General features: G+C 68.0%; 24 protein-coding genes. 19 read left to right on the forward strand and 5 right to left on the reverse strand.

The window, feature by feature from the left end; all coding sequences use genetic code 11:
* Positions 1–69 precede the first annotated feature (69 nt).
* From PcP3B5_RS03435 to trpC, 17 genes are all read left to right on the forward strand, one after another.
* Positions 70–396, forward strand: a complete 327-nt coding sequence (locus PcP3B5_RS03435) for a GPW/gp25 family protein (protein WP_043269256.1) — start codon at positions 70–72, stop codon at positions 394–396.
* Positions 393–1,283, forward strand: coding sequence for a baseplate assembly protein (locus tag PcP3B5_RS03440; RefSeq protein ID WP_061560578.1), 891 nt, complete (start codon positions 393–395; stop codon positions 1,281–1,283). The genes PcP3B5_RS03435 and PcP3B5_RS03440 overlap by 4 nt, the downstream gene beginning before the upstream one ends.
* On the forward strand, positions 1,276–1,890 hold the full coding sequence (locus tag PcP3B5_RS03445; protein ID WP_061560579.1) for a phage tail protein I: 615 nt from the start codon (positions 1,276–1,278) through the stop codon (positions 1,888–1,890). The genes PcP3B5_RS03440 and PcP3B5_RS03445 overlap by 8 nt, the downstream gene beginning before the upstream one ends.
* Positions 1,881–3,431, forward strand: coding sequence for a phage tail protein (locus PcP3B5_RS30485; RefSeq protein WP_082816248.1), 1,551 nt, complete (start codon positions 1,881–1,883; stop codon positions 3,429–3,431). The genes PcP3B5_RS03445 and PcP3B5_RS30485 overlap by 10 nt, the downstream gene beginning before the upstream one ends.
* 263 nt (positions 3,432–3,694) lie before the next feature.
* Entirely contained in the window at positions 3,695–4,852 is a 1,158-nt protein-coding gene (locus tag PcP3B5_RS03455) for a phage tail sheath subtilisin-like domain-containing protein (protein WP_061560580.1), read from the forward strand.
* A gap of 12 nt (positions 4,853–4,864) precedes the next feature.
* A complete protein-coding gene (locus tag PcP3B5_RS03460; RefSeq protein ID WP_043269248.1) occupies positions 4,865–5,368 on the forward strand; it encodes a phage major tail tube protein in 504 nt (167 codons plus the stop codon).
* Positions 5,369–5,378: 10 nt separating this feature from the next.
* Positions 5,379–5,690 (forward strand): phage tail assembly protein, encoded by a 312-nt coding sequence (locus tag PcP3B5_RS03465; RefSeq protein ID WP_061560581.1) that lies wholly within the window; start codon positions 5,379–5,381, stop codon positions 5,688–5,690.
* Between the two features lie 158 nt (positions 5,691–5,848).
* On the forward strand, positions 5,849–7,771 hold the full coding sequence (locus PcP3B5_RS03470) for a phage tail tape measure protein (protein ID WP_061560582.1): 1,923 nt from the start codon (positions 5,849–5,851) through the stop codon (positions 7,769–7,771).
* Between the two features lie 28 nt (positions 7,772–7,799).
* Positions 7,800–8,636, forward strand: coding sequence for a phage tail protein (locus tag PcP3B5_RS03475; protein WP_061560583.1), 837 nt, complete (start codon positions 7,800–7,802; stop codon positions 8,634–8,636).
* The gene (locus tag PcP3B5_RS03480) at positions 8,620–8,826 is read left to right on the forward strand and encodes a tail protein X (RefSeq protein ID WP_009615647.1); all 207 of its coding nucleotides are present in this window, start codon (positions 8,620–8,622) and stop codon (positions 8,824–8,826) included. Before PcP3B5_RS03475 ends, PcP3B5_RS03480 begins: the two co-directional genes overlap by 17 nt.
* A 46-nt stretch (positions 8,827–8,872) precedes the next feature.
* The gene (locus PcP3B5_RS03485) at positions 8,873–9,889 is read left to right on the forward strand and encodes a phage late control D family protein (RefSeq protein WP_061560584.1); all 1,017 of its coding nucleotides are present in this window, start codon (positions 8,873–8,875) and stop codon (positions 9,887–9,889) included.
* Positions 9,890–9,900: 11 nt separating this feature from the next.
* Positions 9,901–10,518: a glycoside hydrolase family 19 protein gene (locus PcP3B5_RS03490; RefSeq protein WP_061560585.1), complete on the forward strand. Its 618-nt coding sequence runs from the start codon at positions 9,901–9,903 to the stop codon at positions 10,516–10,518.
* Positions 10,515–10,874 (forward strand): hypothetical protein, encoded by a 360-nt coding sequence (locus tag PcP3B5_RS03495; RefSeq protein WP_061560586.1) that lies wholly within the window; start codon positions 10,515–10,517, stop codon positions 10,872–10,874. The genes PcP3B5_RS03490 and PcP3B5_RS03495 overlap by 4 nt, the downstream gene beginning before the upstream one ends.
* A complete protein-coding gene (locus tag PcP3B5_RS03500; protein WP_061560587.1) occupies positions 10,871–11,131 on the forward strand; it encodes a hypothetical protein in 261 nt (86 codons plus the stop codon). The genes PcP3B5_RS03495 and PcP3B5_RS03500 overlap by 4 nt, the downstream gene beginning before the upstream one ends.
* 312 nt (positions 11,132–11,443) lie before the next feature.
* Positions 11,444–12,040 (forward strand): aminodeoxychorismate/anthranilate synthase component II, encoded by a 597-nt coding sequence (locus PcP3B5_RS03505; RefSeq protein WP_061560588.1) that lies wholly within the window; start codon positions 11,444–11,446, stop codon positions 12,038–12,040.
* Complete coding sequence (trpD, locus tag PcP3B5_RS03510; RefSeq protein WP_043269234.1) at positions 12,037–13,086, forward strand: anthranilate phosphoribosyltransferase; 1,050 nt, start codon at positions 12,037–12,039, stop codon at positions 13,084–13,086. The genes PcP3B5_RS03505 and trpD overlap by 4 nt, the downstream gene beginning before the upstream one ends.
* Positions 13,083–13,919 (forward strand): indole-3-glycerol phosphate synthase TrpC, encoded by an 837-nt coding sequence (trpC, locus tag PcP3B5_RS03515; RefSeq protein ID WP_061560589.1) that lies wholly within the window; start codon positions 13,083–13,085, stop codon positions 13,917–13,919. The genes trpD and trpC overlap by 4 nt, the downstream gene beginning before the upstream one ends.
* 409 nt (positions 13,920–14,328) lie before the next feature.
* On the opposite strand, the gene crp is transcribed toward trpC, so the two are convergent.
* Positions 14,329–14,976: a cAMP-activated global transcriptional regulator CRP gene (crp, locus tag PcP3B5_RS03520; protein WP_043319283.1), complete on the reverse strand. Its 648-nt coding sequence runs from the start codon at positions 14,974–14,976 to the stop codon at positions 14,329–14,331.
* Between the two features lie 357 nt (positions 14,977–15,333).
* Here crp and PcP3B5_RS03525 point away from each other — a divergent pair, with 357 nt between their 5' ends.
* Both PcP3B5_RS03525 and speD read left to right on the forward strand, forming a co-directional pair.
* Positions 15,334–15,756, forward strand: coding sequence for an OsmC family protein (locus PcP3B5_RS03525; protein WP_009615662.1), 423 nt, complete (start codon positions 15,334–15,336; stop codon positions 15,754–15,756).
* 222 nt (positions 15,757–15,978) lie between these two features.
* Complete coding sequence (gene speD / locus PcP3B5_RS03530; RefSeq protein WP_009615665.1) at positions 15,979–16,773, forward strand: adenosylmethionine decarboxylase; 795 nt, start codon at positions 15,979–15,981, stop codon at positions 16,771–16,773.
* Positions 16,774–16,969: 196 nt separating this feature from the next.
* On the opposite strand, the gene coq7 is transcribed toward speD, so the two are convergent.
* From coq7 to PcP3B5_RS03550, 4 genes are all read right to left on the reverse strand, one after another.
* Complete coding sequence (gene coq7 / locus PcP3B5_RS03535) at positions 16,970–17,617, reverse strand: 2-polyprenyl-3-methyl-6-methoxy-1,4-benzoquinone monooxygenase (protein ID WP_043319287.1); 648 nt, start codon at positions 17,615–17,617, stop codon at positions 16,970–16,972.
* Between the two features lie 98 nt (positions 17,618–17,715).
* Complete coding sequence (locus PcP3B5_RS03540; protein WP_009615667.1) at positions 17,716–18,054, reverse strand: histidine triad nucleotide-binding protein; 339 nt, start codon at positions 18,052–18,054, stop codon at positions 17,716–17,718.
* 77 nt (positions 18,055–18,131) lie between these two features.
* Positions 18,132–18,923 (reverse strand): SDR family NAD(P)-dependent oxidoreductase, encoded by a 792-nt coding sequence (locus PcP3B5_RS03545; RefSeq protein WP_009615668.1) that lies wholly within the window; start codon positions 18,921–18,923, stop codon positions 18,132–18,134.
* 52 nt (positions 18,924–18,975) lie between these two features.
* Positions 18,976–20,076: a DUF805 domain-containing protein gene (locus PcP3B5_RS03550; protein ID WP_061560590.1), complete on the reverse strand. Its 1,101-nt coding sequence runs from the start codon at positions 20,074–20,076 to the stop codon at positions 18,976–18,978.
* Positions 20,077–20,175: the final 99 nt, after the last annotated feature.

Here is a 20,175-nt window from a genome sequence, read left to right on the forward strand (position 1 = left end):
GCGGGCCTCTTCGTTTCTGGAGAACAGCATGGGCAAGCACAACCGCCCGCCACAGGGGAGGGCGCGGCCATGATCGGCATGGACAGGCGCAACGGCCAGCCCCTGGGCGGCCTGGCGCACCTGAAACAATCCATCGAGGACATCCTCGGCACGCCCCTGGGCAGCCGGCGCATGCGCCCGGAGTACGGCAGCCAGCTGCGGCGCATGGTCGACCTGCCGCTCAGCGAAGGCTGGAAAAGCGCGGTGCAGGCCGAGGTCGCCCGTTCCCTCGGGCGCTGGGAGCCGCGCATCCGCCTGCAGTCGGTGAAGGTCAGCGCGGTGCTCGATGGCCGCGTCAGCCTGCTGTTGAGCGGGCTCTACCAGGGTGACGGTTTCCAGCTGGAGGTACAGGCATGAGCATCATCGACCTGTCGCAGCTGCCGCCGCCGGACGTGGTGGAGAGCCCGGACTTCGAGAGCCTCTACCAGGAGCTGCTGGAAGCCTTCCGCGCGGCCATGGGGGAAGGCTGGGACGCCGCGCTGGAGTCCGATCCGGTGGTCAAGCTGCTGGAGCTGGCGGCCTATCGCGAGCTGCTGCTGCGCGCCCGCATTAACGATGCCGCGCGGGCAGTGATGCTTGCCTACGCCACGGGCAGCGACCTCGAGCAACTGGCCGCCGGCTACAACGTGGCGCGCCTGGTGATCCAGCCCGCCGATCCGTCGGCGGTGCCGCCGCTGGAGGCTGTGCTGGAGAGCGACGACTCGCTGCGCAACCGCACCCAGCTGGCCTTCGACCAACTCTCGGTGGCCGGGCCGCGCAATGCCTACGTCGCCTTCGCGCTGGGCGCCGACGGGCGCATCGCCGATGTCTCGGCGATCAGCCCCGCGCCCTGCGAGGCGCTGATCAGCGTGCTGTCCCGCGAAGGCGATGGCAGTGCTGCCGAGGACATCCTCGAAGCGGTGCGCCTGGCGCTGTCCGACGAGGACGTACGGCCGGTGGGCGACCGCGTCACCGTGCAGTCGGCGAGCATCGTCGACTACCGGGTGGAGGCGGTGCTCTACATCTACCCGGGGCCCGAGGCCGAGCTGATCCGCCAGGCGGCGGAAGCCTCGCTGCAAGGCTACATCGCCACCCAGCGCCGGCTCGGCCGCGACATCCGCCGCTCGGCGCTGTTCGCCGCGCTGCACGTGGAGGGCGTACAGCGCGTGGAGCTGGCGCAACCGGCCGCCGACGTGGTGCTGGACGCCACCCGGGCCGCCTATTGCACCGGCTACGCCATCAGCGTGGGAGGCTCCGATGAGTAGTCGGCTGCTGCCCAGCAACGCCACGCCGCTGGAGCGGGCGCTGGCCGACGTGCAGGTGAGCGACCTGCCGATCCCGCTGCGCGAGCTGATGGACCCGCAGCGCTGCCCGCTGGCGCTGCTGCCCTACCTGGCCTGGGCCTGGTCGGTGGACCGCTGGGACCCTGACTGGGCCGAGCCGGTGAAGCGCAAGGCGATAGCCGCGGCGTTCCGCATCCACCAGCACAAGGGCACCATCGCCGCGCTGCGCCGGGTGATCGAGCCGCTGGGCTACCTGATCGAAGTGATCGAGTGGTGGCAGAGCGCGCCCATGGGCGAGCCGGGCACCTTCCGCCTGCGCATCGGCGTGCTCGACAGCGGCATCAGCGAAGCCATGTACCAGGAGGTGGAGCGCCTGATCGACGACGCGAAGCCGCTGACCCGCCACCTCATCGGGCTGGACATCAGCCTGGAAACCCAGGGGCCGATCTACGTCGGCTCCGGCCAATACGACGGCGACATCACCACCGTCTACCCCTACCTCCCGGACGTCATCGAGACCCGCGGCGGCTACGGCCTGCCCGGCCGGGAACACACCATCGACCAACTGAGCGTCTACCCATGGCCGTGACCTACTACGCACTCCTGACCACCGTCGGTGCCGGCAAGCTGGCGAATGCCACCGCGCTGGGCACCACCCTGAAAATCACCCAGCTGGCCGTCGGCGACGGCGGCGGCAGCGTCCCGACCCCGGACGCTAGCCGCACCGCGCTGGTCAACGAAGTCCGCCGCGCGCCGCTGAACCAACTGAGCGTCGACCCGGCCAACGCCGCGCAGATCATCGCCGAACAGGTCATCCCCGAGGACGTCGGCGGCTGGTGGATCCGCGAGATAGGCCTGTACGACGAGGCCGGCGCACTGATCGCCTACGCCAACTGCGCGCCGTCCTACAAGCCGCAACTGGCCGAAGGCAGCGGCCGCACCCAGACCGTGCGCATGGTGCTGATCGTCAGCAACACTGCTTCGGTGGAGCTGAAGATCGATCCGAGCGTGGTGCTGGCTACTCGCGAGTACGTGGATAGCGCCATCGTCAGCGCGATGAACAAGCTGGACCAGAAGCAGTCGGTGCGTGCGGCGACCACCGCGAATATCACCCTGAGCGGCTTGCAGACGCTGGATGGCGTGGCGCTGGCTGCTGGCGACCGGGTGCTGGTGAAGAACCAGACCAACGCGCCGGACAACGGCATCTACCTGGCGGCCAGCGGCGCCTGGAAGCGTGCGGGCGATGCGGATGCAAGCGCCGAGGTAACGCCGAACCTGACTGTTGCGGTGGAGGAGGGCAGTACCCAGGCGGACAGTATCTGGCAGCTCACCACCAATGCCCCGATCGTGCTGGGGACCACTGCGCTGGTGTTCCAGAACATCACTACCGGGCTGGCGCCGCTGGCATCGCCTGCATTTACCGGTACACCAACTGCTCCTACTGCGATTCCGGGGGCCAATACGACGCAACTAGCCAGTACTGCTTTCGTTCAAACCGCGGTCAAGGGACGTATTCAACGCTTCACTGCATCTGGCTCGTTCACTGTCCCAGCCGGTGTGACGGCTGTTTATCTCTCTGGCTGTGGCGGTGGTGGCGGCGGGGGCGGTGGAGGAGGTTTTGTGTCCACCGGCAGCGGTGGCGGGGGCGGTGGAGGGGCTGCTCAGAGTGCCATCAAAGTATCGGTTACTGTGATGCCTGGGCAGACCTATGCAGTGACGATTGGTGCCGGTGGCGCCGCGGGGACCGGCGGTGCTGCCGGAGCTAATGGGGGATCGGGTAATGCCGGAGGTGCCACCTCATTTGGTTCCCTGCTGACATTGACAGGCGGGGCGGGCGCTAGCGGGGGAGGCGGCATAGTTGGTTCCGGAGGCGCTGGCGGGGCCAGTAGCGTCTACGGTGGTACCCATGGGGAGGACGGGAAAAATGCTGGTGGCGATGGTGGTGCCGGCGGCTCCTCCCCCTATGGCACCGCAGGTGGTGGTGGCCGCGCTGGTAGCAATGCTGGGCTCGCTGCAACTATCGGATACGGCTACGGGGCAGGTGGTGGCGGTGGCGGTGCGGCGTATGTCGGTGGCAGTGGTGCTGCTGGTAGCCCAGGTATGCCTGGCCTACTGATAGTGGAGTGGTAGAAATGCATATGTGTCAGATCGAAGCATAGTGGCGAGTAGATGTAGGTTCGCAGACGACTTCTGGTGAATGAGACATCTCCTCCACTTCCAAAGCTTGCTTCGATCGCGAAGACGGACTGATCACCTAGATTGAGGAGGAGTCCGAGCTCGATTAGGCGGCCCTCTCGCCTGAGCCAGCATCTGTAATCCAGCCCACCGCACCCGCGGCCCGGGCCAACCCACAACCGCCTACCGGCGGTTTTTTTATGTCTGGAGAAAACCCTATGAGCTTCTTTCACGGCGTTACCGTGACCAACGTCGACGTCGGCGCGCGCACCATCGCGCTGCCGTCGTCCTCGATCATCGGCCTGGTGGATACCTTCACCCCGGGCGCTCCGGCCAGCGCCGAGCCGGACGTGCCGGTGCTGCTGACCAGCCTGCGCGAGGCGGCCGCCGCCTTCGGTACCGGCTCGGCGATCTACAAGGCCTGCACCGCCATCTTCACCCAGGCCTCCGCCGTGGTCGTCGCGGTGGGTGTGGCCGAGGTCGAGGACCCGGCGCAGCAGACCTCGGCGATCATCGGCAGCGTCACCGAGTCCGGCCAGCGCACCGGCCTGCAAGCGCTGCTCGACGGCAAGTCGCGCTTCAACGCCCAGCCGCGCCTGCTGGTGGCGCCGAAGCATTCCGCCACCGAGGCCGTGGCCACCGCCATGGACGCCCTGGCCGGCAAGCTGCGCGCCATCGCCATCGTCGACGGGCCGAACAGCACCGACGAGGCGGCCATCGCCTATGCCGGCGAGTTCGGCAGCAAGCGCGTGTACCTGGTCGACCCCGGCGTGCAGTACTGGGACACCGAGGCCAGCGCCACCGCCGACGCTCCGGCCTCGGCCTACGCCGCCGGGCTGTTCGCCTGGACCGACGCCGAGTACGGCTTCTGGTCCTCGCCGTCGAACAAGGTGTTCACCGGCATCACCGGCACCACCCGCCCGGTGGAGTTCCTCGACGGCGACGCGACCTGCCGCGCCAACCTGCTGAACAACGCCAACGTCACCACCATCATCCGCGACGACGGCTACCGCCTGTGGGGCAACCGCACCCTGTCCAGCGACCCGAAGTGGGCCTTCGTGACCCGCGTGCGCACCCTCGACATGGTGATGGACGCCATCCTCGCCGGGCACAAGTGGGCGGTCGACCGCGGCATCACCAAGACCTACGTCAAGGACGTCACCGAGGGCCTGCGCGCCTTCATGCGCGACCTGAAGAACCAGGGCGCGGTGATCGACTTCGAGGTCTACGCCGACGCGGAACTCAACACCGCCAGCCAGCTGGCCCAGGGCAAGGTGTACTGGAACATCCGCTTCACCGACGTGCCGCCCGCCGAAAACCCCAACTTCCGCGTGGAAGTCACCGACCAGTGGCTCACCGAAGTCCTCGACGCCTAAGGAGCAACACCCATGATTCCGCAAACCCTGAGCAACACCAACCTGTTCGTCGACGGCGTCAGCTTCGCCGGTGACGTGCCGTCGCTGACCCTGCCCAAGCTGAGCATCAAGACCCAGGACTACCAGGCCGGCGGCATGGATGCGCCCATCGCCCTGGACATGGGCCTGGAGAAGATGGAGGCGAAGTTCTCCACCAACGGCGCCCGGCGCGAGGCGCTGAACTTCTTCGGCCTGGCCGACCAGAGCGGCTTCAACGGCGTGTTCCGCGGCTCCTTCAAGGGCCAGAAGGGCGACGCCGTGCCGGTGATCGCGACCCTGCGCGGCATGCTCCAGGAAGTCGACCCGGGCGACTGGAAGGTCGGCGAGCTGGCCGAGTTCAAGTTCAACGTGGTGGTCAGCTACTACAAGCTGGAGGTCGACGGCCGCGAGGTCTTCGAGATCGACCCGCTGAACTCGGTGCGCCGCGTCAACGGCGTCGACCAGTTGGCGGCCCTGCGCGGCCACCTCGGCCTGTGAGGTGCGCGCCATGACCCAAGCACAACCGGCCTGGCTCAGCCTGGGCGCCGACGCCGCCACCGTGCGCCTGTCGCGCCCGGCGCAATGCAACGGCGTCAGCGTCGACAGCCTGACCCTGCGCGCGCCCACGGTGCGCGACATCCGCCTGGCCACCCGTGTCGGCGGCGATGCGGAGGAGCGCGAGCTGCAACTGTTCGCCTCCCTCGCCCAGGTCAGCGCCCAGGACCTGGAGGGGCTCAAGCTCAGCGACTACCAGCGGCTGCAGAACGCCTACTTTCGCCTGGTGCGCGAAGACGGCGACGAACCCGACGCGGATGCGTGAGCTGGCGCGGCGCCTGGCCCGCGAACTGGGCTTCGGCGCCGCCGACCTCGACGGCATGAGCCAGGGCGAACTGCTCTGGTGGCTGGGCGAGGACGCTGCCTGAGGGCGCGGGAGCGGCGTGCGTGCGCCGCTCCCGCCTTTGATGGATGGAATGAGCGATGAGCGAAAAACAGAAGATCAGCATCGTGCTCGGCGGGGTGCTCGACGCCAGTTTCGGGGCGGTCGTGGCGGACGCCAAGGCGCGTGTGGAAGCGCTCCGGCGCGGCAGCGAGCGTGCCTTCGACCTCCAGGGCCTGGTCGGCGAAACCCGCGACCTGCAGGCGGAATACCTGCGCCTGCAGCGCGTCGGCGACGCCCAGGCGGGCACGACCCTGCGGGCACTGGAAGGCAACCTGGCGCTGCTCAAGCGGCAAGGCCTGGAGGTGGGCAACCTGTCGAAGCTGTATGAGCGCCTGGGCCGTAGTGTGCGTGGCAGCGAACTCAGGGCCCGGGGCTGGGAGCAGCTGGAGAGCGCCGGCCGCCGCTTCGGCGAGCTGGGCAGGTTCGGCAGCGCCATGGGCGTGCCCATCGGTATCGCCGCGGACTATCAGGAACGCATCCGCGCCCTGGCGATCCGTGGCGGTATCGCCGGCACCGCGCAGGAGCGGCAGCTGTCGCAACGGATACAGGAAAGCGCGCAAGGCAGCGGGATGAGCCGGGACGACAGCGCGAGCCTGCTCGCTGCGCTGATGGACAGTGGCATGCGGCAGCAGGATGCCCAGGCGCTCCTGCCGCTGGCGGCGAAATTCGCCCGCAGCCAGGGCGCCGGGCTCGCCGACACTGCGGCGCTGCTGCGCAGCCTGCAGGTGAAGGCCGGGCTCGATACTCCCGCCGAGCTGGCGAAGACGCTGGACTCCCTGGCCTTCCTCGGCCAGCGGGGCGAGTTCGAGACGGCGGACCTGGCGCGCCATCTGCCGGAACTGTTGTCCAGGGCGCGCCCGCGAAAGGGGCAGGGCAGCGAGGCCGTCGTCCGCCTGGGGGCCATGCTGGAACTGCAGATGCGCAAGAGCGGTTCGCCCGAAGAGGCGGCCGAAAGGGTGGGCAAAGGGCTCAAGGGTCTGCTGCCGGCCTCGGGCGGCGGAGAGGCGTTGCGGCACCTGCAAGCGCAGGCCCTGAAGGCCAGTGGAGTGGTCGACAGCCTTCTCCTCCAGCGCAATGACACGACCTCGGCCCGCATCGGTGCGGCGCGGGCATCCAGCGAGACGCTGCTGGGAGCCGTCGGCGATGCGCTCGTGCCTTACGTGGACCCTGCGCTGGAGGTGGGCTCCGAGGCTTTCCGCCGTGGGACGCAGCTGGTCAACGAGAACCCCGGCGTGGTGGCTTCGGCTGTGGGGCTGTTCGGTGCCTACAAGGGGGGCCGGGCGCTGTTCGATGCGGGGCGCGGCGCCGTGAACCTGGCGCGGGGCGGCCTGCTCGGTGCGAGAGCCGGGAAGCTGCCGGAGATCGCGCTGCGCACAGGCAACACGGTGAGTGGAGTGCCCGCCGTGCTCGACGCGGCCGGCAAGGGCGGCGCGCAACTGGCCCGCGGCGGTCGCCTGCTGCTGCGCGGTGCCGTACCGCTGAGTGCTGGGCTGGCTGTGCTGGGTGCCGTGCAGACCTATGCCAGCGACGGCTCAGCGCAGCAGAAGGGCGAAGGCTATGGCGGTGCCGCCGGCGCCCTGGTGGGAACCGCGCTGGGCGCTGCCGTGGGCTCGATAGTCCCGGTGGTGGGCACGGCCATCGGCGGTGCGCTCGGCGGCTTGCTGGGCGAGAAGCTGGGCGGCTGGGGCGGTGGCAAGCTCGGTGCCTGGTTGGGCAAGGAGAGTGCAGCGGCGAAGGCCGAGGCCGCCAGTGCGCCCGAAGCGAAGTTGCCTCCCGCCGCGCCAGCGATACCGCCGGTGCAGAACTGGCACTTCTCCCCGCAGATCACCCTGAACGTCGGCGGCGGCCTGTTCGAGCCGCGCCTGCTGGCCGAGCAGCTGCTGCCGCAACTGCGCCGGCTGCTCGACGAATTCAACAGCCGCCAGCGCAACGACAGCCTGTTCGACCTGCCGAGGCTCTGAACGGCGACATGACCAATGAGGAGCCAGCATGGCTTACATGGAGCAACTACAGGCCGGCCTGCGGTCCATCGGCCAGGCCATCGAGGCCGGCCGCCGCGAGCTGAAGGGCACGATCGACCCACTGGACCAGGCCATCGGCGAGCTACAGGACGCCAGCGGCCAGCTGGAGAAACTGCTGGGCCTGCCGCCCGGCGTGTCGGTGCAACTGCAGCGCGTTATGCGCGGCATCGACCAAGCCAATGCGCGGCTGGACAAGGTGGTGGCCGTCTATTCGAAGGCCGAGCGCGCCGTGCAGCGGGTGGACGAGCGGCTGGACGCGCTGGGCCGGCAGGCGGCGCGGGCCGGTCAGGCGATCAACCGCATCGCCGGGGCGATCAGCCCGAAGCTGGCCAACATCATCCCCAGCGAACTGCTGGCGCCGCTGACCACGCCGGCGGCGGAAGCGGTCAAGCCGCAGCCCCACCTGCTGGTGATGCGGCCGCTGGCGCCGAATGCCACTCCCTTCTACTTCAACCTGTCCACCGCGGCCTTCGACAAGCTGGTGCGCGACACCCAGTACAGTTGGGTGCCCCAGGCGCGCCTGGACCGGCGCCCGGCCCTGCAGTCGCCGGGGCAGGGCGCGGAGACGCTGAGCCTCAGCGGCACCATCGCCACCCTGCTGGGCGCCGGCGTCGGCCAGTTGCAGAAGCTGCGCGACATCGCTGCGCGCCGCGAGCCGCTGAGCCTGAGCAGCTGGTCCGGCCAGCTGCTGGGCAACTGGTGCATCACCCGCATCGGCGAGAACCAATCCAGCCTGCTTAGCGACGGCGTGCCGCGCAGCCAGGCCTTCACCCTGGAGTTCACCCGCTATGGCGACGATCTGTAGAACCGCGGACGGCGACTGCCTGGACAGCCTCTGCCAGTACCACTACGGGCACCTGCTGGGCAGCGTGGAAGCCGTCCTCGAAGCCAACCCCGGCCTGGCCGACGAGCCCCAGCCGCTGCGCGCCGGGCTGCTGATCCGCCTGCCCGAGCTGCCGCCCCCCAGCGATCCCCGGGTACGCCTGTGGGACTGACCCCCGACCCCGCTCCGGCGGGGTCTTTCCTTTCCGGAGGCCCGAAGTGCGCCCGACCTTCCGTCTGCTCGCCAACGGCAGCGACATCACCCACCTGCTCAGCGACCGTCTGCTCAGCCTGGTCCTGACCGACAAGCCGGGCCTGGAGTCCGACACCTTCGAGCTGGTCCTCGACGACCGCGACGGCGCCATTGCCTTGCCCGCGCGCGGCGCCTGGCTGGACCTGTTCCTCGGCTACGCCGGGGAGGAACTGGCGCCCATGGGCCGCTACCGGGTGGATGCGCTCCGCTTCGACGGGCCGCCCCGCCGGCTGACCCTGAGCGGCCGTGCCGGCGACATGCACGGCGAGGGCAAGAGCACCCGCTGCGCCGCCTGGGAGAACGCCAGCCTGGCGCGGATTGTCTTCGACCTGGCCGCGCGCAACCACTGGAGCGCGCGCTGCCCGGTGCAGGTTAACGTCGCCCGCGCGGAGCAGTTGAACGAATCGGACTTCAATTTCATCACCCGCCTGGCCCGCCAGCACGACTGCACCGCCAAGCTGGCCGACGGCCTGTTGCTGGTGCTGCCGCGCCAGGCCGGGGAGAGCGCTTCCGGGCGTGCCATCGCGCCGCTGGAGTTGATGCCGGGCGATGTCGGTTCCTTCGACCTGCGCCTCGACGACCGTACCGTCTACCGCCGGGTGAAGACCTGCTACCAGGACCCGGCCAGCGGCGCCATGCGCCAGGTGGCGCTGGAAAACCCGAAGGCGCCGGAGGACGTCGGCGCCGAGTTCATCGACCGCCATCCCTACCCGGACCGCGGCGCCGCCGAGCAGGCGGCCAGGGCGCGGCTGGCCGACTTCAACCGCGGCAGCGCCTTCGTGCGCCTGCAGATGCCCGGGCGCAGCGACCTGTTCGCCGAGCGCAGCGTGCGGCTGAGCGGCTTCAAGGACGGCCTGGACGGCGAGTTCCTCACCGACTCGGTGGAACAGCGCCTGGATGCCGGCGGCTGGAGTACCACCATCACCTGCAACGGCGGCGCCCAGGGCAAGGCCGATGCCGCGGGTGGCAAGGGGCGCAGCTGAAGGAGGGCCGCATGGAGATCACCGACCAACAACTGCTGCAGCTGTTTCCCCGGGCCGGCCAGGTCCTGCCCTGGCTGGCGCCGGCGATGCGTGCCCACGGGGTTGACCGAGCGCCGCGCGCCGCCGCTTTCCTCGCCCAGGTTGGCCACGAGAGCGCCGGGCTGACGCACCTGGTGGAAAACCTCGCCTACAGCGCCCAGGGCCTGGCGGACACCTGGCCGCGGCGCTTCCGCAACGCCGCCGGCAAGCCCACCGCGCTGGCTTGCCGACTGGCCTACCAGCCCCAGGCCATCGCCAACTGTGCCTACGCCGGGCGCAACGGCAATGGCGACGAGGCTTCCGGCGATGGCTGGCGCTACCGCGGCCGTGGCTTGCTGCAGATCACCGGCCGGGCCAACTATCGGCGCGTCGGCATGGCGCTCGGCCAGGCCTTCGAGGCCCACCCGGAGTCGCTCGCCGAACCGCGCTGGGCCTGCGAGTCGGCGGCCTGGTGGTGGGCGGACGCGGGCCTGAACGAACTGGCCGACGCCGGGCGCTTCGAGGACATCACCCGGCGCATCAACGGCGGCCTCAATGGCCTGGCCGAGCGCCAGAAACTGTGGCGACGGGCGCAGGAGGTGCTGGGATGAGCCTGTACCGGAAGCTCGCCGTCGTCCTGCTTCTGATCGGCCTCGGCGTTGCCGCAGGCGCCTGGCTCGCGGCCCGATACCTGCGTCCGCAACTGGACGCCGCCCGCGTCGAGAGCGCGCTCTGTGCCCAGGGCCGCAGCACGTTGCACGCCCAATTGACCGAGCAGAACCACCGCCTGGATGAACTGGCGCTCGCCGCGCGGAAGCGCGAGATCGACGCCGCCCAGGCGCTGCGGGCGGCCCAGGTGCAGGCGGATGCCCACGAGGCTGCCGCCCAGCGCCTGCTGGCGGGGCACAGCGACGGCGAGGACTGCGCCGCTGCGCGCCAGCTCATCGACCAGGAGCTGGCGCCATGAAAGTTCTTCTCCTCGTGGGCCTGCCGCTGCTGGCGGCCTGCACCGCCGCGGCGCCAACCCAACCGGCCGCGCTCGAAGTGCGGGTGCCGGTCGCCATTCCCTGCCGGGCGCCGGCTGTCCCCATTCCGGTGTTCGCCACTTCCCTCCTGCATCCCTCCGACTCGCTGCAGACCAAGGTCCGCGCACTGCTCGCCGAGCGCCAGCAGCACCTGGGCTACGAGGCCCGCCTGCGCGCCGCGCTGGACGCCTGCCGCTAGTCGCCCGCCGGCTCCCGGCGCCGCGCGGGCCCGTGCGGCTTGCGTTGCCGGGCGGCCATCGGCTACTGTTCGGCAATCATCTGGCGAGATCGCTACCGTGATTCACCGCAACAGCATCCTCATCTCCCTCCTCAAGGCATTCGCCCGCTGGCGCTGGCGCGCCTGATTCCTTCTTTCCCGGCCCTCGCGCCGGTCCCTTCCCCGCGTTCGTCCCCCCATCCGCTGGCATAATGGCCAGGTCCTGCCCAGGCCGCCCCGGGTGCGCCGGCGACGCGAACCGAAAGCAGTGCAATCATTGAGGTCCGAGCAGACATGCTGCTGATGATCGATAACTACGACTCCTTCACCTACAACCTGGTGCAGTACTTCGCCGAGTTGAAGGCCGACATCCACGTCATTCGCAACGACGAGCTGAGCGTCGACGAGATCGCCGCGCTGAACCCCGAGCGCATCGTGCTCTCCCCCGGGCCCTGCACCCCCAATGAGGCGGGTGTGTCGCTGGAGGTGATCCGGCGTTTCTCCGGCAAGCTGCCGCTGCTGGGCGTTTGCCTGGGGCACCAGTCCATCGGCCAGGCCTTCGGCGGCGACGTAGTGCGCGCGCGCCAGGTCATGCACGGCAAGACCAGCCCGGTGTTCCACATCGACCAGGGCGTGTTCGCCGGCCTGAACAACCCGCTGACGCAGACGCGCTACCACTCCCTGGTGGTCAAGCGCGAAACCCTGCCCGAGTGCCTGGAGATCACCGCCTGGACAGCCCATGACGACGGCTCCGTGGACGAGATCATGGGCCTGCGCCACAAGACGCTGAACGTCGAGGGCGTGCAGTTCCACCCCGAGTCCATACTTTCCGAGCAGGGCCACGAAATGCTGGCCAACTTCCTCAAGCAGCAGGGCGGAGTGCGCGCATGAACATCAGGGAAGCCCTCGACCGCGTGGTCAACCAGCTCGACCTTTCCACCGAGGAAATGCAGGCGGTCATGCGCGAGATCATGACCGGCCAGTGTACCGACGCGCAGATCGGCGCCTTCCTCATGGGCATGCGCATGAAGAGCGAGACCATCGACGAGATCGTCGGCGCGGTCTCGGTGATGCGCGAGCTGGCCGACGGCGTGAAGCTGCAGAGCCTGGACCGCGTGGTCGACGTGGTCGGCACCGGCGGCGACGGCGCCAACATCTTCAACGTGTCCTCGGCCTCGGCCTTCGTGGTCGCCGCCGCCGGGGGCAAGGTGGCCAAGCACGGCAACCGCGCCGTGTCCGGCAAGAGCGGCAGCGCCGACCTGCTGGAAGCCGCCGGCATCTACCTGGACCTGAAGTCCGAGCAGGTGGCCCGCTGCATCGAGAGCGTCGGCGTGGGTTTCATGTTCGCCCAGGTCCACCACAAGGCCATGCGCTACGCCGCGGGCCCGCGGCGTGAGCTGGGCCTGCGCACCCTGTTCAACATGCTCGGCCCGCTGACCAACCCGGCGGGCGTGCGCCACCAGGTGGTCGGCGTGTTCAACCAGGCCCTGTGCCGGCCGCTGGCCGAGGTGCTCAAGCGCCTGGGCAGCGAGCACGTGCTGGTGGTGCATTCGCGCGATGGCCTGGACGAGTTCAGCCTGGCCGCGGCCACCCACGTCGCCGAACTCAAGGACGGCGAGGTGCGCGAGTACGAGGTGAAGCCGGAAGACTTCGGCATCCGCAGCCAGACGCTGATCGGCCTCACCGTCGACAGCCCGCAGCAGTCCCTGGAACTGATCCGCGACGCCCTCGGCCGGCGCAGGACCGAGGCCGGGCAGAAGGCCGCCGAGCTGATCGTGCTCAACGCCGGCGCCGCGCTCTACGCCGCCGACCTCGCCAGCACGCTGCACGAGGGCATGCACCTGGCCCACGATGCCCTGCACACCGGCCTGGCCCGGGAAAAAATGGACGAATTGGCCGCCTTTACCGCCGTTTACCGAGAGGAGAATGCACAGTGACTGTGCCCACGGTTCTGCAGAAGATTCTGGCCCGCAAGGCCGAGGAAGTCGCCGAGCGCCGCGCGCACGTCTCCTTCGCCGAGCTGGAGCAGCGCGCCCGCGCCGCCGACGCCCCGCGCGGCTTCGCCGCGGCGCTGCTGGCGCAGGCCCAGCGCAAGCAGCCGGCGGTGATCGCCGAGGTGAAGAAGGCCTCGCCGAGCAAGGGCATCCTGCGCGAGAACTTCTCGCCTGCGGACATTGCCCGCAGCTACCAGGAAGGCGGGGCTACCTGCCTGTCGGTGCTGACCGACATCGACTACTTCATGGGCAGCGACGCCTACCTGCAGGAAGCCCGCGCCGCCTGCGCGTTGCCGGTGATCCGCAAGGATTTCATGATCGACCCCTACCAGGTGGTCGAGGCCCGCGCCATCGGCGCCGACTGCATCCTGCTGATCGTCTCCGCGCTGGACGACGCGCGCATGGCTGAACTGGCTGCGGTGGCCAAGGAACAGCAACTCGACGTACTGGTCGAGGTGCACGACGGCGATGAGCTGGAGCGTGCGCTGAAGACCCTGGACACCCCGCTGATCGGCATCAACAACCGCAACCTGCACACCTTCGAGGTGAGCCTGGACACCACCCTCGACCTGCTGCCGGAGATTCCGCGCGATCGCCTGGTGGTGACCGAGAGCGGCATCCTCAACCGTGCCGACATCGAGCTGATGGAGGTCAACGAGGTGTATGCGTTCCTGGTCGGCGAGGCGTTCATGCGTGCCGATGATCCGGGTGTCGAGCTCAAGCGGCTGTTCTTCCCCGAGCGCCGTAGTGCTGTGCTGGGCGCCGATCCGGATTGAGTTTGTAGGGACGCGCAATCAGGAAGGCTGGCATTGTTGTAGAGGGGTCAGCAAAGGTGTTCGCCTTTGCCTCCGATCCCTCTCCATGTGCGCCCCGTCCTGACGGGAGAGGCGGCGTTCCGTCCGGCGTGGCCGAGGAGTCCAATCGCGGACAAAGTCCGCTCCTACCGCATGAGCGAGCATGGCTTTTCGTAGGATGGCGTTGAGCGAAGCGATACCCATCAGCGCAACCGCATGGGTTTCGCAAGCTCAACCCATCCTACGAAAAACGCCTCGGCGCAGACAGTTGCTCCTATGCCCGAGCCTCCCTACGTTCTGCGCCCCACTCCGCAGGCGAAGCCGCACCACGGGCACAGCTGGAAGAACGCCGTTCCCCCATGGAGGCAAGCGGCGCTCTTGCTGCCGAAGTTCAGCGGGTGCCGAACACCACCATGGTCTTGCCCTTCACATGCACCAGACCCTGCTCCTCCAGGCTCTTCAGCACGCGGCCGACCATCTCCCGGGAGCAGCCGACGATACGGCCGATTTCCTGGCGGGTGATCTTGATCTGCATGCCGTCGGGGTGGGTCATGGCGTCCGGCTGCTGGCACAGGTCCAACAGGGTGCGGGCGACGCGTCCGGTGACGTCGAGGAAGGCCAGGTCGCCGACCTTGCGCGTGGTCTTGCGCAGGCGCTCGGCCATCTGGCTGCCGAGGGTGATGAGGATCTCCGGATCCTGCAGGCAGAGTTCGCGGAATTTGGTGTAGCTGATCTCGGCGACCTCGCATTCACCCTTGGCGCGAACCCAGGCGCTGCGTTCCTGGGCGGCGCTGCCGTCCTTCTCGAACAGCCCCATCTCGCCGAAGAAATCACCGCTGTTGAGGTAGCCGATGATCATTTCCCGGCCATCGTCGTCCTCGATCAGGACGGTGACCGAGCCCTTGATGATGAAGAACAGGCTTTCGCAACGATCCCCGGCGTAGATGATGGTGCTCTTTGGGGTGTAGCGGCGGCGGTGACAGTGTGCGAGCAACTTGTCGAGGTTTTTGTGTTTGGGTGTAAGGGTAATAGCTACCATGCCCGAGTCCCGAAATTATAAGAATGGCCCTGTGCACGACAGGCGCTTTTGTCGAGTTGTTATGTGTCGTCCCTGGCTGGCTTACCGTGACGTTACGACGCTCTCCCCCGAGCATCGGTGCCGCAGCTCGATGGCTGGCGGTCTTTTTTGATGGCAAGAGCTTAAACAGACGTTCTGGCGCCGACAATCAAAAGCTGGTCGGGCTGTCAATTTAACCTCGTGAGTGTGCCAGTAAAATGACGCCAGCATAATAGAACATTAAGGTGTCAGGGCTCGAATTGAGACCTGGTCAACATCGCCGGGCATTCCAGGCCTTGTGATAAGCTGTCGCCCCCTTTTTCCGGCGGAAGCCTGTGCATGAAAGCGAGAATCCAGTGGGCCGGCGAGGCCATGTTCCTCGGTGAATCCGGCAGCGGTCATGTGGTGGTGATGGACGGTCCGCCCGATGCCGGTGGCCGCAACCTGGGCGTGCGCCCGATGGAGATGCTGCTGCTCGGCCTGGGCGGCTGCACCAACTTCGACGTGGTCAGCATCCTGAAGAAGGGCCGCCAGCCGGTGGAGAGCTGCGAGGCCTTCCTCGAGGCCGATCGCGCCGGCGAGGACCCGAAGGTGTTCACCAGGATCCACGTGCACTTCGTGGTCAAGGGCCGCGGCCTGAAGGAAGCCCAGGTCAAGCGCGCCGTCGAGCTGTCGGCGGAGAAGTACTGCTCGGCCTCGATCATGCTCGGCCGCGCGGGCGTGGAGATCACCCACGACTACGAGATCGTCGAGCTCGGCTGACATCCTCTCGTCACGGGATCGTCATGGCGGTGGCGTAAAGGCTGGCAGAGGTCGCCCGACCTCTGCATAATGCGCCACCTTTTTTCGGGGCCAGGCCCCAAACCAAGCAACCACAATCGCCAACGCGAAGAGGTGTAAACCGTCCTACGCAGGTGCGCCGTAAGCATCTGACGGGCATGCTCAACCACGCGGCAGAGCCGCATTGAAGAGAGTTCCCCCACGGTGAAAAGCAAACTCAAGCTCCACGGGTTCAACAACCTGACGAAGACCTTGAGCTTCAACATCTATGACATCTGCTACGCCGAGACGCCGGAAGACCAGCAGGCGTACGTGCAGTACATCGACGAAGAGTACGATGCCGAGCGCCTGACGCAGATCCTAACCGATGTTGTCGACATCATCGGCGCCAACATCCTGAACATCGCCCGTCAGGACTACGACCCCCAAGGCGCCAGCGTTACCATCCTGATCTCCGAGCAGCCGGTCACCCCGACCGACAGCCAGATCGAGGAGTCCCCCGGGCCGCTACCGGAAACCATCCTGGCGCACCTGGACAAGAGCCACATCACCGTGCACACCTACCCGGAGATCCATCCGGTGGAAGGCATCGCGACCTTCCGGGTGGACATCGACGTTTCCACCTGCGGGGTGATCTCGCCGCTGAAGGCGCTCAACTACCTGATCCACCAGTTCGACTCGGACATCGTCACCGTGGACTACCGCGTGCGCGGCTTCACCCGCGACGTGGAGGGCAAGAAGCACTTCATCGACCACGAGATCAACTCGATCCAGAACTACCTCTCCGACGACACGTACGAGGCCTACCAGATGACCGACGTGAACGTGTACCAGGAGAACCTGTTCCACACCAAGATGCTGCTCAAGCAGTTCGACCTGGACAACTACCTGTTCGGCGACGCCACGAGCAACCTCTCGCCGGAGCAGCGTAAGCAGGTGGAAGAACGCGTCCGCCACGAGATGCTGGAGATCTTCTACGGCCGCAACATGCCGCACTGAGATGGCTACAGGTTTTAGGCGGTAGGCTGTAGGCAAGAGCGAAGAGCGCGTCATGCTGTTCGCCTGAAGCCTGAAGCCTGAAGCCTGAAGCCTGAAGCCTGAAGCCTGAAGCCTGAAGCCTGAAGCCTGAAGCCTGAAGCCTGAAGCCTGAAGCCTGAAGCCTGAAGCCTGAAGCCTGAAGCCTGAAGCCTGAAGCCTAGATGCGGTAGGTGGTCTTGGTCATCACCCTGGACAGCAGCGTCATGCCGAACTTGACCGGCGCCGGGAAGCGCAGGCCGCCGGCCTCGATGGCGTTGCTGGCGTGCTGTTCCTCGTCGATGCGCATCTGCTCGAGGATGGCGCGGCTCTTCTGGTCTTCGGCCGGCAGTTGTTCCAGGTGTTCGTCGAGGTGCTTGCACACCTGGTCCTCGGTGGCGGCGACGAAGCCCAGGCTCATGCGGTCGCTGATCAGCCCCGCCGCCGCGCCGACGCCGAAGGACAGGCCATAGAACAGCGGGTTGAGCAGGCTCGGGCGGCTGCCCAGTTCACGGATGCGCTGTTCGCACCAGGCCAGGTGGTCGACCTCCTCGTCGGCGGCTTCCTCCATGGCCTTGCGCACGTGCGGCAGCTTGGCCGTCAGCGCCTGGCCCTGGTACAGCGCCTGGGCGCAGACCTCGCCGGTGTGGTTGATGCGCATCAGCCCGGCGATGTGGCGGCTGTCGGCCTCGTCGAGCTCGGCGTCGGGCTGCACGATGGCCGGCGACGGGCGTGCCGGGTGACCGCTGAAGGGCAGCAGGGTGCGCAGCGCGGCATCGGCCTGCAGCAGGAAACGGTCGGCGGGGGAATAGTGACGGTCGGCGGACATGGCGCACCTCCGAAAGGGAAAACAGCGGCCAGTTTAACGGATTGCCGATGACAGGTCTTGCGGCGGGGCGGCTGCGTGGCCGCCCTGCGCCTGGCGGCTCAGCCCGGCGGCCAGTGCATCTGGCGCTGGCCGAGGACGTGCATGTGGATGTGGTGCACGGTCTGGCCGCCCAGGTCGTTGCAGTTCATCACCACGCGGAAGCCTTCCGCGCAGCCCTGCTCGGCGGCCAGGCGCTGGGCGGTGAGGAGGATGTGCCCGGCCAGCGGCTTGTCGGCCTCCTCCAGGTCGTTGAGGGTGGCGATGTGCCGTTTCGGCACCACCAGGAAATGCACCGGCGCCTGCGGGCCGATATCGTGGAAGGCGATGACCTGGTCGTCTTCGTAGAGCTTGCGCGCCGGGATTTCCCCCGCGGCGATCTTGCAGAACAGGCAGTCCATGGGATGTCCTCCGATAGGGGGCGATGGTCCGCAGTTTAGCCGGCCGCGGCCGGGGAACACAGCCTGGCGCGCCGAGGCTATGGGTTGGGCAGCACCGAGCGGTTGGCCCGCCCGGCGATCCAGCGCACCAGCCAGCGCGGCGCCAGGCGCGGGCTCCAGGCCATCAGGCGGTTGCGCCAGCCGGGGATGATGATGGCCTTGTTGCGCCGCAGGGCCTTCACCGTGATCAGCGCCACTTCCTCGGGGCTCATCATCAGCTTGCTGCCGTCCAGGCGGGCGGCCTCCACGCTGGCATTGCGGAAGAAGGCCGTGCGCGTCGGCCCCGGGCACAGCACCGAGACCTTCACGCCATGGCGCTTGAGTTCGCTGCGCAGGGCCTCGGACAGGTGCAGGACGTAGGCCTTGCTGGCGTAGTAGTTGCTCATCCAGGGGCCGGGCATGAAGCCGACCACCGACGCCACGTTGAGGATCTGCCCGCCGCCGCTGCGCGCCATCTGCCCGCCGATGGCGTGGCACAGGCGGGCCAGGGCGAGGACGTTGAGCTCGATCATCTCCTGCTCGCGGGACCAGTCCTGCTCGACGAAGGCGCCGCCGCTGCCGAAACCGGCGTTGTTCACCAGCAGCTCGATCTGCCGGCCGGACTGCTCCAGCTCATGCAGTAGTCCGGACAGCTGCAGCGGCTCGGACAGGTCGCAGATACGGAACAGAACATCCACGCCGAAACGCTGGGCCAGCTCATAGGCGATGCTTTCCAGGGCATCGCGCTGGCGCGCCACCAGGATCAGGGCCTGGCCGCGGCGCGCCAGGGCCTCGGCCAGGGCGAGGCCGATACCGCTGGAGGCGCCGGTGATCAGGGCATAGCGAGGCATCGATGGGTCTCCGGAATGGGGCGCGGATTCTAGCGCGCCCCATTGCCGTGGGCTATTGCTCCGAGGGCTCGTCGGTTTCGACGGCGGCCGCGTCCTCGTCGTCGTAGGCCTGGGGCTCGGCGGTCGCGGCCGGTTCGTAGCTCTGGTCCTGGCTGTAGGCCGCCTCCTGGGCGCGGGTGAGGTAACCCTGGTAGGCCGGGATGGCGATCGCGGCGAGGATGCCGACGACGGGCACCAGGATCGACGCCCAGGCCAGGCCTGTCACGCCGCGGCTGTTCGGCGGCGGCGGCGGGCCGTAGCGGTTGGCGCCGACGCTGCCCGGCACCAGCAGCATCAGTAGGGCCATGACGCTGCCCACCACGGGCACGAAGTTGAGCAGCCACAGCCAGCCGGACCAGCCGATGTCGTGCAGGCGCTGGACGCCGAAGAAGATGCTGACCACGGCCATGCCGACGCAGGCGGCGATCAGCACCAGGGCGCCCAGCGTCTGGGAGGCCGCAGTGAGGGCGGCGAAGAGGATGAACAGCGGGATCATGGCGAGGATCATGCCCATGCTCCAGCCCAGGTAGCGGACGCGGCCGATGCGCCCCTGGACGGTGAAGTACTGCAGCTCGCCGTATTCCGGCAGCGCCTCGCCGACCGGTGCCTGCGGGGTGGCGTAGGGCGATTGGACAGCGTTGCCGGAACTGGAACCGGCAGTGGCGGCCGGCGCCGCGGCGATGGGCTGGCTCGCGGACAGCTCGGCCTGGCGCGCCAGGTACTTGTCGATGATGATACCGCAGGCGCTGCACTCGCTGGCCTTGGCCTGCTCGTGCCCGCACTTCGGGCAGGTCATCCGCTCGGCGCTGGCCGCCTGTTCCGCGGCTTGGGTCTCGGCGCCGGGGTGATCCTCGGTCTCCACCAGCGACAGGCTGGATACCAGGTCGGATTCCTTGCGCGCCTGGGCGCCGGCGTTGTGCAGGGCTTGCAGGTACTTGTCGGCCTCGCTCTCGGAAAGGTCGCGCTTGAGCACGACCAGTTGCCCGCTGAACAGTGCCTCGATGCGCGCCAGGTCGCTCTTGAACAGGCGGGCGAGGTTCTCCTTGGCGGTTTCCAGCGGCGTTTGCGGCATCAGCGTGCCGTCGAACACGATCTTGTAGCGTGGTTCATCCATCGAGGGGCATCCTTGTCGGTTGATTGGGCTGCAGCTTCTGGCTACAGCCTAATCGCAGGCCCAGAGGGCAACAAGCCAGCATGCGCGGATTTGCGAGCC

The sequence above is a fragment of the Pseudomonas citronellolis genome, from assembly GCF_001586155.1.
In the GTDB taxonomy this organism is placed as follows: Bacteria; Pseudomonadota; Gammaproteobacteria; order Pseudomonadales; family Pseudomonadaceae; genus Pseudomonas; species Pseudomonas citronellolis.

Excerpts from the sequence above, each read along its gene's own strand:
- PcP3B5_RS30485 (WP_082816248.1), top strand. The coding sequence starts at position 1,881 with ATGGCCGTGACCTACTACGCACTCCTGACCACCGTCGGTGCCGGCAAG.
- PcP3B5_RS03435 (WP_043269256.1), top strand. The coding sequence starts at position 70 with ATGATCGGCATGGACAGGCGCAACGGCCAGCCCCTGGGCGGCCTGGCG.
- PcP3B5_RS03475 (WP_061560583.1), top strand. The coding sequence starts at position 7,800 with ATGGCTTACATGGAGCAACTACAGGCCGGCCTGCGGTCCATCGGCCAG.
- PcP3B5_RS03550 (WP_061560590.1), bottom strand. The coding sequence starts at position 20,076 with ATGGATGAACCACGCTACAAGATCGTGTTCGACGGCACGCTGATGCCG.
- PcP3B5_RS03505 (WP_061560588.1), top strand. The coding sequence starts at position 11,444 with ATGCTGCTGATGATCGATAACTACGACTCCTTCACCTACAACCTGGTG.
- PcP3B5_RS03500 (WP_061560587.1), top strand. The coding sequence starts at position 10,871 with ATGAAAGTTCTTCTCCTCGTGGGCCTGCCGCTGCTGGCGGCCTGCACC.
- PcP3B5_RS03495 (WP_061560586.1), top strand. The coding sequence starts at position 10,515 with ATGAGCCTGTACCGGAAGCTCGCCGTCGTCCTGCTTCTGATCGGCCTC.
- crp (WP_043319283.1), bottom strand. The coding sequence starts at position 14,976 with ATGGTAGCTATTACCCTTACACCCAAACACAAAAACCTCGACAAGTTG.
- PcP3B5_RS03455 (WP_061560580.1), top strand. The coding sequence starts at position 3,695 with ATGAGCTTCTTTCACGGCGTTACCGTGACCAACGTCGACGTCGGCGCG.
- PcP3B5_RS03490 (WP_061560585.1), top strand. The coding sequence starts at position 9,901 with ATGGAGATCACCGACCAACAACTGCTGCAGCTGTTTCCCCGGGCCGGC.
- PcP3B5_RS03545 (WP_009615668.1), bottom strand. The coding sequence starts at position 18,923 with ATGCCTCGCTATGCCCTGATCACCGGCGCCTCCAGCGGTATCGGCCTC.
- PcP3B5_RS03480 (WP_009615647.1), top strand. The coding sequence starts at position 8,620 with ATGGCGACGATCTGTAGAACCGCGGACGGCGACTGCCTGGACAGCCTC.
- PcP3B5_RS03460 (WP_043269248.1), top strand. The coding sequence starts at position 4,865 with ATGATTCCGCAAACCCTGAGCAACACCAACCTGTTCGTCGACGGCGTC.
- PcP3B5_RS03445 (WP_061560579.1), top strand. The coding sequence starts at position 1,276 with ATGAGTAGTCGGCTGCTGCCCAGCAACGCCACGCCGCTGGAGCGGGCG.
- PcP3B5_RS03440 (WP_061560578.1), top strand. The coding sequence starts at position 393 with ATGAGCATCATCGACCTGTCGCAGCTGCCGCCGCCGGACGTGGTGGAG.
- PcP3B5_RS03470 (WP_061560582.1), top strand. The coding sequence starts at position 5,849 with ATGAGCGAAAAACAGAAGATCAGCATCGTGCTCGGCGGGGTGCTCGAC.
- PcP3B5_RS03525 (WP_009615662.1), top strand. The coding sequence starts at position 15,334 with ATGAAAGCGAGAATCCAGTGGGCCGGCGAGGCCATGTTCCTCGGTGAA.
- coq7 (WP_043319287.1), bottom strand. The coding sequence starts at position 17,617 with ATGTCCGCCGACCGTCACTATTCCCCCGCCGACCGTTTCCTGCTGCAG.
- PcP3B5_RS03540 (WP_009615667.1), bottom strand. The coding sequence starts at position 18,054 with ATGGACTGCCTGTTCTGCAAGATCGCCGCGGGGGAAATCCCGGCGCGC.
- trpD (WP_043269234.1), top strand. The coding sequence starts at position 12,037 with ATGAACATCAGGGAAGCCCTCGACCGCGTGGTCAACCAGCTCGACCTT.
- PcP3B5_RS03465 (WP_061560581.1), top strand. The coding sequence starts at position 5,379 with ATGACCCAAGCACAACCGGCCTGGCTCAGCCTGGGCGCCGACGCCGCC.